Origin of the sequence: Marinifaba aquimaris (genome assembly GCF_013328345.1) — a bacterium.
Lineage (GTDB): Bacteria > Pseudomonadota > Gammaproteobacteria > Enterobacterales > Alteromonadaceae > Marinifaba > Marinifaba aquimaris.
This window is the reverse complement of record NZ_JABULX010000012.1, coordinates 28,497-41,642: the sequence shown is the minus strand read 5'-3', so window position 1 is coordinate 41,642 and position 13,146 is coordinate 28,497. Positions and strand designations below refer to the sequence as shown.

The following is a 13,146-nucleotide window of genomic DNA, read 5'->3' as shown; positions in this document are numbered from 1 at the left end:
ACAAGTCACAAAACGGATTTTTCTTACCATCGACTTTGCCCGTATTACTACCTTAGTTTTTACAGTTTGGGCAAAACAAAAAAGTGCTAAAAATGACGTATTAGATTGTGATTTTACCAGCTATATGGTATAAAGCGCGCCGTTATCTGAATTGTCAGAGAACACATAAAATAAACCGATGGGTTTTTCCATCATTAACTGAGAAATCACACACGTACTATAACGTTGTCCGGGGTGCCTGATTATGTCTAATAATCGATAGGTCGGAATCAATGGGTGCGTGGAGGCTCAACCCCAATATTAGAGGAATTATTATGCCAAACGTTTCAATGCGCGACATGCTACAAGCAGGTGTTCACTTCGGTCACCAAACACGTTACTGGGAACCAAAAATGAAGCCGTACATCTTCGGCGCGCGTAACAAAATTCATATCATCAACTTAGAAAAAACAGTTCCACTTTTCAAAGCTGCTTTAAACGAGTTATCAACTGTTTCAGCTAAGAAAGGTAAAGTGTTATTCGTAGGTACTAAGCGTGCTGCATCCGACGCAGTTAAAGAAGCTGCTTTAAAATGTGACCAGTACTACGTAAACAACCGTTGGTTAGGTGGTATGTTGACTAACTGGAAAACAGTTCGTCAATCAATCAAGCGTTTGAAAGATCTTGAAGCTCAAAGCCAAGACGGTACATTCGAGAAGCTAACTAAGAAAGAAGCTTTAATGCGCACTCGTGAAATGGAGAAGCTTGAAAAGAGCTTAGGCGGTATTAAAGACATGGGCGGCTTACCGGATGTTATTTTTGTAATCGATGCTGAGCACGAGCACATTGCTATCAAAGAAGCGAACAACTTAGGTATCCCTGTTGTAGCTGTTGTTGATACAAACTCTAAGCCTGACGGTGTAGATTTTGTTATCCCTGGTAACGACGATGCAATCCGTGCAATCCAGTTATACTTAAACGCTGCTGCTGACGCAGTTGCAGAAGGCCGTGAGCAAAACATCGAAGTTCAAGCTGAACAAGACGGTTTTGTAGAAGCTGCTGAATAATAAGATTGCAATAACTACATATTAACCTTGTAAATAGGGGCGAATAGCCCCTATTTTTTAACTGCACATTTTTAACGAGGAATAAAAAAGATGGCAATTACTGCTGCTTTAGTTAAAGAACTTCGTGAGCGCACTGGCGCTGGTATGATGGATTGTAAAAAAGCTTTAGTTGAGACTGATGGTGATATCGAATTAGCGATTGAAAACATGCGTAAGTCTGGCCAAGCTAAAGCTGCTAAGAAAGCAGGCAACATCGCTGCTGAAGGTACTATTATCATCAAGCAAGGCGAAGGTTTCGCTGCATTATTAGAAGTTAACTGTCAAACTGACTTCGTAGCTAAAGATGCTAACTTCTTAGGTTTTGCTAACGAAGTTGCTGACGCTGCTGTTGCTGCAAAAACTGATGTTGAAGCTCTAAAAGCACAATTCGAAGAAACGCGTGTTGCTTTAGTTGCTAAAATTGGTGAAAACATCAACGTACGTCGCGTTGAGTACATCGATGGCGCTAACTTAGCTTCATACAGCCACGGTGCTAATATCGGTGTTGTTGTTGCTGGTGAAGGTGATGCTGAAACATTAAAGCACATCGCAATGCACGTAGCTGCTTCTAAGCCAGAGTACGTAAACCCAGAAGACGTACCAGCTGACGTTGTTGAAAAAGAAAAAGCTATCCAAATCGATATCGCGATGAACGAAGGTAAGCCTCAAGAAATCGCTGAGAAAATGGTTACTGGTCGCATGAAGAAGTTCACTGGTGAAGTTTCACTAACTGGTCAAGCTTTCATCATGGAACCTAAAAAAGCTGTTGGCGAATTCTTAAAAGAGAAAGGCGCTTCAGTTTCTACTTTCGTTCGCTTAGAAGTGGGTGAAGGTATCGAGAAGAAAGAAGAAGACTTCGCTGCAGAAGTTGCCGCTCAAATGGCAGCTGCGAAAGCTTAATTTCACTTGAATTGTTAAGCCGCTCACTGAGCGGCTTATTTTTAGCAGAGAGAAAAATAAATGAATTCTAAACCAGCATATCGTCGTGTATTGTTAAAGCTTAGTGGTGAAGCTTTAATGGGAGATGAGGACTTTGGCATCGACCCAAAAGTTTTGGATCGTATGGCTCAAGAAATCAAGGAATTAGTTGAGCTTGGTATCCAAGTCGGTATTGTAATTGGTGGCGGTAATTTATTCCGTGGCGCTGGTTTAGCACAAGCAGGTATGAATCGTGTAGTAGGCGATCACATGGGTATGTTAGCAACGGTTATGAATGGTCTTGCTATGCGTGATGCGCTTCATCGTGCTTATGTAAACGCTCGATTAATGTCAGCGATTGATTTAAAAGGTGTTTGTGATAGCTACAACTGGGCAGAAGCTATCAGCTCATTAAAAGCGGGCAAAGTGGTTATTTTCTCTGCAGGTACAGGTAACCCATTCTTCACGACAGATTCAGCTGCTTGTCTTCGCGGTATTGAAATTGAAGCGGATGCTGTCTTAAAAGGTACCAAAGTAGACGGTGTTTACTCTGATGATCCTGCTAAAAACCCAGATGCGGTTTTACATAACCACCTTACTTACAACGAAGTGTTAGAAAAAGAATTAAAAGTAATGGACTTGGCTGCATTTACATTGGCTCGTGATCACAGCTTGCCAATTCGTGTATTCAGTATGAACAAGCCAGGTGCATTAAAAAATGTGATCATGGGTGCCGAAGAAGGTACAGTGATCGACCATGAAGAAAATTTAGCAAAATAAGCAGGTAATCGACGTGATCAACGAAATAAAACAAGACGCGCAAGAGCGTATGCAAAAAAGTATCGAGGCATTAAAGTCTCAAATGTCTAAAATCCGCACAGGTCGTGCGCACCCTGCATTATTAGACGGTATTTCTGTGGAATATTACGGTGCTCCAACACCGTTAAACCAAGTGGGCAATGTAACTGTTGAAGATTCTCGTACATTAGCTGTAACGGTTTTTGATAAGTCGATGATTCAAGCTGTTGAAAAAGCAATTCTATCTTCAGATTTAGGTTTAAACCCTGCTTCAGCTGGTACAATCATTCGTATTCCTTTACCACCATTAACAGAAGAGCGCCGTAAAGACTTAATCAAGTTAGTGCGTGCTGAAGCTGAAGGTGGCCGTGTTGCTGTTCGTAATATTCGTCGTGATGCAAATGGCTCACTAAAAGATCTTCAAAAAGAAAAAGAGATCAGTGAAGATGAGCAACGCAAAGGTGAAGATGATGTACAAAAAATCACTGATGCAGCGATTAAAGAGATCGATGCTTTATTAGCAGACAAAGAAAAAGAATTGATGGAAATCTAATCTAACGATTTTCAAAAGCGCCGTAAATGTCACCATTTGCGGCGCTTTTTTCGTTTTTAGCCGTGCTTTTTCTACGTTCTTACAACGAACAATGGTATATTGCGGCACAAAATAAAAATGAGTTAAACGATTCAAGTTTGGAAACTGAATGTCTTCATTAGAAAAATTAGCTGAAATTCCTCAATCTGATTTACCTGGCCATATCGCAGTTATTATGGATGGCAATGGACGATGGGCCCAGGCACAGGGCAAACCACGTGCTTTTGGTCACAAAGCGGGTGTTGAATCTGTCAGAAATGCCGTGAGATTTTGCCGTCAACACAATGTACAAGCTTTAACTGTATTTGCATTTAGCAGTGAAAACTGGAAACGCCCTGAACAAGAAGTCAGTTTACTAATGGAATTGTTCATGTTGGTATTGAGTAAAGAAGTTAAAAACCTGCATAAGAACAATGTAAAGTTACAGATCATTGGTGATATTTCTGCTTTCAGTGAGCGATTACAAAAACAAATCATCAAGGCTCAAGAACTAACAAAAGACAACACAGGTTTGGTTTTTAATGTTGCTGCTAATTACGGCGGCCGTTGGGATATTAGCCAAGCCGCCGCTAAACTTGCTGAGCAAGTTAAAGCTGGTGAATTAAACCCAGAACAAATCACTGAAGAAAAATTACATCAGATGACTTGTTTAAGCGAATTACCTGATTTGGATTTACTAATTCGAACAGGTGGTGAGCATAGAATCAGTAACTTTTTACTATGGCAAGTCGCTTATGCGGAGCTTTTCTTTGCTGAAGAGTACTGGCCAGATTTTGATGAAGAGTGTTTTGCTCGTGCTTCATTGTGTTTTGCTAATCGTAATCGTCGTTATGGACTAACGGGTGAACAAATTGAACAACAAAAAAAATAACTCATCTTTAAAAAAGCGAATAGCAACAGCATTGATACTTTTGCCTATTGCGCTGTTTTCAATATTTGAATTGCCAGTTTGGGGCTTTTCAATTTTTACGGGTATTGTTGTTGCCATTGGTGCTTGGGAATGGGGACCATTTATCGGGTTTTCTAAAAAGAGACTCAGACTGTCTTTGGTAGCCATTGTTATTGGCCTAATGGCTTACTTATTCAATCATTACGAGCTTTACCACACAACCGATCATATTCTTAACTCTGCATATACCGAATACGCGCTTATTGCGGCAGCTTCATGGTGGATTGCAGCGCTTGGTTTAGTGCTCACTTACCCAAGATCTGCCCATGGTTGGAAAAGTTTTGCGTGGTTAAAAGGCTTATTTGGTTTAGTGACTTTACTGCCAACATGGATTGCAGCAATTGCAATTAGAAGCCATGGCTATGAATCAGAAGCGATAACGGGCGCTTGGTTATTATTGTTCGTATTTGCTTTGGTTTGGGCTGCTGATATCGGCGCTTATTTTGCTGGTAAAGCATTTGGTCAACATAAGCTGATGCCGAATGTCAGTCCAGGAAAAACAATGGAAGGTATGTTTGGCGGTTTAGTTGCCGCCTTTGCCGTTGTGTTTTTGGTCGCGCAGACAAGCTTACTCAGTGAACTCTCTGGCATTCAAGTTAGCTTAATTGCCTTGGCTGTTATTTTTAGTTCGGTCCTTGGCGATTTATTAGAAAGTATGCTCAAGCGACAAGCCGGTGTTAAAGATAGTGGAACTATTTTACCTGGGCATGGCGGTATTCTTGACAGAATCGATAGCTTAACTGCCGCACTACCTATCTTTGCCTTTTTGTTTTTTTTCGTTAGTTAAAGTAGTTTAAATCTGTGATGCAAAAATTGACAGTTTTAGGGGCGACAGGCTCTATTGGTATCAGTACTCTTGCAGTTGTTGAAGCAAACCCTGAACAGTTTTCTATATATGCATTAACAGGCCATAGCCAAGTAAAAAAATTGGTCGAGCAGGCGGTTAAGTTTCGCCCTGAGGTTATTGTCGTGGGCAGTGCCGATTTGGCTAAAGAAGCTCGCACATTAGTAGAACAACACCAATTAAACGTTGAAATAGAATTCGGTGAGCAAGCACTTGAACGTGTTGCTAGCGCTGAGGGCGTCGATACAGTCGTTGCGGCCATTGTCGGTGCTGCAGGTATGCGATCTTGCTTGGCTGCAGCTAGAGCCTCTAAACGCATCCTATTGGCTAATAAGGAAGCCTTGGTGATGTCAGGCCAGCTCTTTATTGACGAAGTTAAAAAATACAATGCTTGTTTATTGCCAGTTGATAGTGAGCACAATGCTATTTTTCAGAGCTTACCGTTAGATTACCAGCAAGGTTACTTGGATAAGTCAATTGAGGACTACGGTGTTACTTCAATTATATTAACTGGCTCTGGTGGACCTTTTAGAGAAACTGCGCTTGAAGATTTGCCGTTCAAGACACCAAAACAAGCATGCGCACATCCAAATTGGTCTATGGGACAAAAAATATCTGTCGACTCTGCCTCTATGATGAATAAAGGTTTAGAGTTTATTGAAGCGTGTTATTTATTTGGCGTCAGTCCTGATTTCATAGAAGTCTTAATCCACCCTCAGTCTGTTATCCATTCAATGGTGCGATACCAAGACGGAAGTGTATTAGCACAGATGGGACAGCCAGATATGAAAACCCCCATTGCCCACACTATGGCTTGGCCTAAAAGAATCACTTCAACTGTTGAACCTTTTGATTTTGTTAAATGCAGCGGCTTTACTTTTCAAGCGCCTTGCCAAGAACGATACCCGAATCTTTATCTTGCTAAAGAAGCATTTAGGCAAGGTCAAGAAGTGACAACGGTATTAAATGCTGCAAACGAAGAACACGTAGATAGATTTTTAAAAGGCCAAATCGCCTTTACTGATATCGCTAAATACAATGCGCGGATTCTTGAAAAGTTATCACCGCAAAAAGCATGCAATTTAACTGATATTCTGGAAATTGATAAACAGGCGCGTAGCTTAGCCCATGAGCTGTTAAATTAGGAAATTGTCATGGCATTTATATGGAATATAGCTTTCTTTCTTATCCTCATTGGCGTGCTTGTCACTGTCCATGAGTTTGGTCATTTTTGGGTTGCACGAAAATGTGGCATTCGAGTGATTCGATTTGCTGTTGGTTTCGGTAAACCGCTTTTCAGTTGGTATGACAAGCAAGGTACAGAATATGTGGTAGCCGCCATTCCATTAGGGGGCTATGTTCGCATGTTGGACGAGCGAACCGATACCGTACCTGATGACTTAAAACACCTTGCTTTTAACCACAAACCTGTTTTACAACGCATTGCCGTTGTTGCAGCAGGGCCTCTATTTAATTTCCTGTTTGCCATTGTCGCATTTTATTTAATGCTAAATATTGGTGTGAGCAGCGTTAAACCTGTTATTGGTCATACTGCACCTGACTCAATAGCTGCCAATGCAAATATCCCTGAAGAAGTAATCATTACTCACGTCAATGGCAATAAAGTAGTGAATTGGCAAGATGTTCAACTTGAGCTTGCGGGTTCAATCGGTGAGCCACAGGCAACGCTTTCAATAGCAGAGTCATTAGAGCAAAAGTCGCGAACGGTCTACTTAGATACTCAAGAGTGGAATGCACAGCCTGAAAAAGAAGATCTACTCACTTCTCTTGGTATTGTTCCTTATCGTCCGAATATTATTCCTGAAGTGGTTCATGTATCTGATAATTCGCCAGCTTCAGGCCAGTTAAAGCCAGGCGATAAGTTTCTTTCAATCGACGGCAGTCCCGTTGTTGATTGGCAGGCAGTTGACCGCCTAATTAAGTCAAACCCTGAGCAGACTATACAATTTGTTGTTAATCGAAATGGTATCGCAACGGAACTTTACATTAAATTAGGCGTCAGAGAATCTGCTGATAACAAAAAACAAGGCTTTTTAGGTATTGTCCCGAAAATTGAACCTTGGCCTGAAAAATACAAACAAGTCGAACAATATTCACTAATCGAGGCTTTCCCTGCAGCATTAGAACGTACTTGGCGTACGACAATGTTGAGTTTTGCTATGGTTGGTAAATTATTAACGGGTGATGTATCTTTAGACGCACTTAGCGGTCCTGTTACAATTGCACAAGGTGCGGGGACCACAGCGAGCTATGGAATAGTCTACTTTTTGAGCTTTATGGCTTTTATTAGCATTAATTTAGGAATAATTAACCTTTTACCCCTACCAGTACTTGATGGCGGGCACTTACTTTATTACCTTATTGAGCTAGTAAGTGGAAAGCCAGTGCCTGAGCATGTACAAGAAGTTGGTTTTCGTATCGGTTTATTTGTTATTTTCAGCTTGATGGGCATTGCCATATTTAACGACTTATCTCGCTTATAAGAATAATTTTTGAGTTTTCCAGATGTCATTTAAAAAATCTTTAATTGCAGGTGCCATAGGTTTAGCACTTTTATCACCTGCGTATGCGGTAGATGAATTTGTCATTGATGACATTCAGGTCAAAGGTCTACAGCGTGTAGCCTTGGGCGCGACCTTAACTTATATCCCTCTTCAAACAGGCGACAAAGTCAATTCGTTTCGTTTAACGCAAACAATTAAATCTCTTTTCTCTTCAGGACACTTCGAAGCGATTGAAGCTTATCGAAATGGCGATTCTTTAATTTTTAAAGTTCAAGAACGTCCGACTATTAGTGAAATTACTCTTGAAGGCAATGACGATTTAAAAGACGAACAACTGACAGAAAACTTAGATCAACAAAATATTAAAGTGGGTGAGCCACTTGATAAGACGATCCTTTCTAATATCGAAAAGGGCCTAGAAGACTTCTATCAAAGCATTGGTAAATACAATGCAAATGTTGAAGCTTTAGTCACTTATCTTCCGCGTAATCGCGTTAAGCTGACTTTTAATTTCACTGAAGGTGAGCCAGCTAGGTTAAAGCAAATCAACCTCGTGGGTAATGAACTTTTTTCTGACGATGTTTTATTGAGTAAAATCGAATCTCAAGCTGATCTACCATGGTGGGACTTTTTCACCAATGACCGTTACCAAAAGCAGACTTTGCAAGGTGATATGGAGACGATTGAATCTTTCTACAAAGATAAAGGTTACATTCGCTTTAGCATTGATTCTACTCAAGTAGCCCTGACTCCTGACAAAGAGCAAATATATGTCACGATGAATGTCGAAGAGGGTGAAACTTACACTGTATCCAACGTTGAATTTGTTGGTGATTTAGTCAACCAAGACGAAGTATTCAAACGCATTATGTATTTCCCTGAAGGGGCTTTATACAATGCAGCAAAAGTGACCGCTGCTGAAGAAGCAATGAAAAAGTCACTCGGTAACTGGGGGTATGCATTCCCTGAAATCAGAACAATCCCTGAAATTGATGACGAAAACCGTGAAGTTTCGCTTACTGTAAGTGTTAACCCAGGTAAGCGAATGAATGTCAGACGGATCTTAATTGAGGGTAACGACATCACTGATGATGAAGTAATTCGTCGTGAGTTGCGTCAGATGGAATCTGCTTGGTTATCTAGCTACATGCTCGAATTATCAAAAGCGCGTATCGCGCGTTTACCTTATGTCGAGTCGGTTGAATTTGAAACTGTTCGTTTGCCAGGTTCTGACGATCAGGTTGACATAGTGTTCTCGCTAAAAGAGCAATCATCTGGTTCATTTAATGCGGGTGTCGGTTATGGCGATGCCACGGGTTTAAGCTTACAAGCGGGTGTACAAGAGTCTAATTTCTTAGGTACAGGTAACACATTAGCATTCAAAGTTAACACTTATTCATATGCTAAGAGTGCGAGTATTTCATACACTGACCCATATTTTACAATTGATGGGGTCAGTCTTGGTGGTAGCCTAGGTTACTCTGAAATTAACTATGGTGAAGGTCGCTCTAATACTGAAGAATACGACGTTATTCGTGTCAATGCTGGTATCGAAGTTGGTTACCCAATCAACGAGACTAACCGCATTAGTTATGGTATCGCCTATGCGCATAATGAATTATCTGGATTTGGCACGCGTTACGAGCACCAAAAGGCTTTCTTTAATGTTTATCAAGACCCATATGACACTGATAACAAGTTAATTTTTGATAACTTTGAGTTAAGTGCTGGTTGGTTTAGAAGCACATTAAACAAAGGTTTGTTCCCTACAGATGGTTCACAGCAGCGCTTAAACGGTGAAATTACTGTGCCGGGCTCTGATAACGAATATTTCAAAATCGATTTTGATAACAAATACTACTTACCACTAGACAGAAAACACAATTGGGTATTTACCTCTCGCTTGCGTTTAGGTTACGCCAATGGTTACGGTAAGTTAGACAACGGCAATGAGCACGTGTTACCTATCTGGGAATACTTCCGTGCAGGTGGCCAGTCAACCATGCGTGGTTTTGAAAATAACTCTGTAGGCCCTAAAATGTTCCAGCGTATCCCTACGGTAGTAGAGGGGATTCCGGATGAAAACGGCCAATCAGATCCTATCTTCTTGGGACCTGAATTTGATACGATAAGAAAATATACAACAGGTGGTGGCACTGTTGCCCGTTCAAGTGGTGGTAATGCCCAAGCACTGGGGACGATTGAGTTAATCTTCCCATTACCATTTGTTGAAGAAGAAGCATCAACATCTTTTAGAACATCATTATTCGTCGATGCGGGTAATGTATGGGATACTGAATTCAGCTTAAGCCGCTATGAAGATTTAGCTGCGAGTGAGCTTGAAAAAATCGATGATTACTCTGATCCTGAACGTTTCAGAGCGTCAGCGGGTCTTTCCATGCAGTGGATTTCACCAATGGGACCTATTGTGTTTAGTTTTTCTAAACCACTTAAAAAATACTATGACGATGATACTAAATTCTTTAGTTTCAACGTAGGTACAACATTCTAAGAAAAATATAACAGGGGAATTAGAGTGAAACGTTTTACAAAAGCAGCTGCTTTAACTTTGGCACTTTCTACTGGTTTATTCGCAGCAAACGCTACTGCAGCACAAAAAATTGGAGTGATTAACACTCAAGCAGTTTTTCAACAATTACCTCAAGCAGCAGAAGTTGAAACAGCTATTCGTTCAGAATTTAAAGATCAAATCGAATCTGTAAATCGTCTTGAGAAAGATATCGCTTACTACATGGAAAAATTAAAGCGTGATGGCGCTACCATGAGCGAAAAAGAGAAAGAAGAAGCACAGCAAAAAGTGTTGCAACTTCGCCAAGAGTACACAACTAAAGGTAAAGAGTTAGACGCTAAAATTCGTCAACGTCAAACTGAAGAGCGCAATAAAATTGCAGCTCTTATCAAAGGTGCTATCGATGAGATCGCTAAAGAAGAAAAGTTAGACATCGTTTTAACAGCAGCCGCTGTTGCATACATTGACGAAGATGGCGATGCAAACATCTCAGAAAAAGTATTAAAGAAATTAACGTCTGCTAAATAAGAAATATGAAATCAATTACACTTGCTGAATTAGCAGAACATACCGGTTCTGAACTTATTGGTGAAGCTGACCTGCAGATTGATTCTGTTGCTAGCATCACCGATGCTACAGTTAATCAAGCGACTTTTTTAACGGATAAGAAATACTTATCTCAGCTTGGTGATACTCAAGCAGGTGTAGTGATTTTACATCCTAACCACAAGGATGATTTCGCTGGCAATCGATTATTGAGCAATAATCCTTATCTCGCATATGCACTTACTGCACAATATCTAGACCCAACACCAGATGTAGCGATTGAGCAAGCTGATGTAACCAATATCCATCCTACAGCTAAAGTTGCGTCTAGTGCTAAATTGGCGCCATTTTGTACCATTGAAGCTGGCGCAGAAGTGGGTGAGAACTGTCAGATTGCATCAGGTGCTTATATAGGTCATGGGGTAAAGCTCGGTGACAATTGCCGTGTATACGCCAATGCTTGTTTGTACTTTGGTACTAAAGTAGGTAGTAATGCAATCATCCATGCAAATGCTGTGATTGGATCGGATGGCTTTGGGTTTGCTAATGATAAAGGCAAATGGGTAAAAATCCCTCAAGTGGGTAATGTTGTTTTGGGCGATAACGTTGAAGTGGGTTCAAACACATCTATTGACAGAGGTACCATCAAAGACACGATTATCCACGATGGTGTGAAAATAGATAACCTTGTCCATATTGCACATAATGTAGTAATCGATACTGATACAGCGTTAGCAGCAGGTGTCATTATGGCTGGCAGTACCAAAATTGGTAAGCGCTGTACTATGGCAGGTGGTGTCGCATTAAATGGACACATCAATATTGCAGATGATGTCCATGTGACTGGTTTTTCGATGGTAACAAAAAGCTTAAATGAAGCGGGAGTTTACTCATCCGGTATGCCTGCTACTGACAATAAATCTTGGCGTAAAAATACAGTTAAGCTAAGACAAGTCGACAGCTTATTTGATCGAGTCAAATCGTTAGAGAAAGCTTTAGCTGAGTTACAAGCTAAAGATTAAATAAATAAAGAAATAAGAAATGCATAGTGAGCTGAATAAAATCCGTTATAATTCAGCGAAACGAGCACCATAGGAATTTTGTTGTGAGCACAGAGCTAAATACGGTTGATATCCAAGAAATTTTTGAATTATTACCCCACCGTTATCCATTTTTATTAATTGACCGTGTAGTTGATTTTGAAGTTGAAAAATCTATCCACGGCTACAAGAACATCACAATCAACGAACCTATTTTTAATGGTCACTTTCCAGGTAAGCCAATTTTCCCTGGTGTGCTAATTGTAGAAGCACTTGCTCAAGCAACAGGTGTACTAGGCTTTAAAACGATGCAAGCGCGTGGCGGTCGTACAGGTAATGAGCTTTACTTATTAGCATCTATTGATAATGTGCGTTTCAAGCGTCCAGTTGTGCCTGGAGATCGCTTGGAATTACACGCAGAATTAATCAAAGAACGTCGCGGTATGTGGAAATTTGCCTGTGAAGCGAAAGTTGATGGCGAAGTAGCATGTGCTGCAGATATCATGTGTGCTGCTAGAGAGATGTAATCAAGCGTGAGCAATCTTATCCATCAAACTGCAATTATAGAAGAGGGTGCCCAAATTGGCGCCAATGTTGCTATCGGCCCTTGGACTTATGTTGGTGCAAATGTTGTTATCGGTGATAACTGCCAAATAAGCTCGCATGTTGTCATTAAAGGCCCGACCAAAATTGGTCAAGGCAACCGTATATTTCAATTTGCTTCGATTGGTGAAGATTGCCAAGATAAAAAATTTATCCCAGGTGAACCAACAGAATTAATCATTGGTGACAACAACGTTTTTCGTGAATCGGTTACCATTCACCGAGGTACTAGCCAAGATAACAGCTTGACTAAAGTTGGTTCTAATAATTTGTTTATGGCCTACGCCCATGTTGCTCATGACTGTATCGTCGGCGATAACAATATCTTAGCTAATAATGCTACATTGGCGGGCCACGTACATGTGGGGGACTGGGCTATTTTAGGTGGATTTACGGGAGTGCATCAATTCTGTAAAGTAGGAAGTCATTCCTTTTGTGCTGTTGGTTCTGTTGTCGTCAAAGATATTCCCCCTTATGTTATGGTGGCAGGGCAAAACGCGGTACCGCATGGTATTAACACTGAGGGTTTAAAGCGCCGTGGTTTTTCACCAGAAGCAATCAAAGCAGTACGCGATGCTTACAAGACCATTTATCGCAAAGGGTTAACCTTAACCGAAGCGATTGAGCGCATCTCAACCGAGGCAGATAATCAACCCGCACTTAAAGAGTTTGTTGACTTTATTGCGCTCTCAGAACGCGGTATCATCCGATAAATA

At 40.8% G+C, this 13,146-nt stretch carries 13 protein-coding genes; all 13 read left to right on the top strand.

Going from position 1 to position 13,146, the window contains the following annotated elements; genetic code table 11:
• The first annotated feature begins 314 nt into the window (after positions 1-314).
• The 13 genes from rpsB (at position 315) to lpxA (ending at position 13,143) form a co-directional block, all read left to right on the top strand.
• A complete protein-coding gene (gene rpsB / locus HR060_RS09430) occupies positions 315-1,046 on the top strand; it encodes a 30S ribosomal protein S2 (protein WP_174200055.1) in 732 nt (243 codons plus the stop codon).
• Between the two features lie 90 nt (positions 1,047-1,136).
• Positions 1,137-1,985 (top strand): translation elongation factor Ts, encoded by an 849-nt coding sequence (tsf, locus tag HR060_RS09425; protein WP_174200054.1) that lies wholly within the window; start codon positions 1,137-1,139, stop codon positions 1,983-1,985.
• A 60-nt stretch (positions 1,986-2,045) separates the two neighbouring features.
• Positions 2,046-2,783 (top strand): UMP kinase, encoded by a 738-nt coding sequence (gene pyrH, locus HR060_RS09420; protein WP_174200053.1) that lies wholly within the window; start codon positions 2,046-2,048, stop codon positions 2,781-2,783.
• 13 nt (positions 2,784-2,796) lie between these two features.
• On the top strand, positions 2,797-3,354 hold the full coding sequence (gene frr, locus HR060_RS09415; protein WP_174200052.1) for a ribosome recycling factor: 558 nt from the start codon (positions 2,797-2,799) through the stop codon (positions 3,352-3,354).
• A 148-nt stretch (positions 3,355-3,502) separates the two neighbouring features.
• Positions 3,503-4,264, top strand: a complete 762-nt coding sequence (uppS, locus tag HR060_RS09410) for a polyprenyl diphosphate synthase (RefSeq protein ID WP_174200051.1) — start codon at positions 3,503-3,505, stop codon at positions 4,262-4,264.
• Positions 4,236-5,129 (top strand): phosphatidate cytidylyltransferase, encoded by an 894-nt coding sequence (locus tag HR060_RS09405; protein ID WP_174200050.1) that lies wholly within the window; start codon positions 4,236-4,238, stop codon positions 5,127-5,129. Before uppS ends, HR060_RS09405 begins: the two co-directional genes overlap by 29 nt.
• A gap of 17 nt (positions 5,130-5,146) precedes the next feature.
• A complete protein-coding gene (gene ispC / locus HR060_RS09400) occupies positions 5,147-6,331 on the top strand; it encodes a 1-deoxy-D-xylulose-5-phosphate reductoisomerase (protein WP_174200049.1) in 1,185 nt (394 codons plus the stop codon).
• A gap of 9 nt (positions 6,332-6,340) precedes the next feature.
• On the top strand, positions 6,341-7,690 hold the full coding sequence (gene rseP, locus HR060_RS09395) for a sigma E protease regulator RseP (protein WP_174200048.1): 1,350 nt from the start codon (positions 6,341-6,343) through the stop codon (positions 7,688-7,690).
• Between the two features lie 22 nt (positions 7,691-7,712).
• Positions 7,713-10,223 carry an outer membrane protein assembly factor BamA gene (bamA, locus tag HR060_RS09390; RefSeq protein ID WP_174200047.1) on the top strand — a complete coding sequence of 837 codons (2,511 nt, stop codon included), beginning with the start codon at positions 7,713-7,715 and terminating at the stop codon, positions 10,221-10,223.
• 24 nt (positions 10,224-10,247) lie between these two features.
• Positions 10,248-10,769, top strand: a complete 522-nt coding sequence (locus HR060_RS09385) for an OmpH family outer membrane protein (protein WP_174200046.1) — start codon at positions 10,248-10,250, stop codon at positions 10,767-10,769.
• 5 nt (positions 10,770-10,774) lie between these two features.
• Entirely contained in the window at positions 10,775-11,809 is a 1,035-nt protein-coding gene (gene lpxD / locus HR060_RS09380; RefSeq protein WP_174200045.1) for a UDP-3-O-(3-hydroxymyristoyl)glucosamine N-acyltransferase, read from the top strand.
• Between the two features lie 83 nt (positions 11,810-11,892).
• Positions 11,893-12,354 (top strand): 3-hydroxyacyl-ACP dehydratase FabZ, encoded by a 462-nt coding sequence (gene fabZ, locus HR060_RS09375; RefSeq protein WP_174200044.1) that lies wholly within the window; start codon positions 11,893-11,895, stop codon positions 12,352-12,354.
• Between the two features lie 6 nt (positions 12,355-12,360).
• On the top strand, positions 12,361-13,143 hold the full coding sequence (gene lpxA / locus HR060_RS09370; protein WP_343044202.1) for an acyl-ACP--UDP-N-acetylglucosamine O-acyltransferase: 783 nt from the start codon (positions 12,361-12,363) through the stop codon (positions 13,141-13,143).
• The last annotated feature ends 3 nt before the right edge of the window (positions 13,144-13,146 follow it).

Coding starts and splice junctions, on each gene's coding strand:
- pyrH (WP_174200053.1), top strand. CDS start 2,046: ATGAATTCTAAACCAGCATATCGTCGTGTATTGTTAAAGCTTAGTGGT.
- bamA (WP_174200047.1), top strand. CDS start 7,713: ATGTCATTTAAAAAATCTTTAATTGCAGGTGCCATAGGTTTAGCACTT.
- lpxD (WP_174200045.1), top strand. CDS start 10,775: ATGAAATCAATTACACTTGCTGAATTAGCAGAACATACCGGTTCTGAA.
- ispC (WP_174200049.1), top strand. CDS start 5,147: ATGCAAAAATTGACAGTTTTAGGGGCGACAGGCTCTATTGGTATCAGT.
- rseP (WP_174200048.1), top strand. CDS start 6,341: ATGGCATTTATATGGAATATAGCTTTCTTTCTTATCCTCATTGGCGTG.
- uppS (WP_174200051.1), top strand. CDS start 3,503: ATGTCTTCATTAGAAAAATTAGCTGAAATTCCTCAATCTGATTTACCT.
- tsf (WP_174200054.1), top strand. CDS start 1,137: ATGGCAATTACTGCTGCTTTAGTTAAAGAACTTCGTGAGCGCACTGGC.
- rpsB (WP_174200055.1), top strand. CDS start 315: ATGCCAAACGTTTCAATGCGCGACATGCTACAAGCAGGTGTTCACTTC.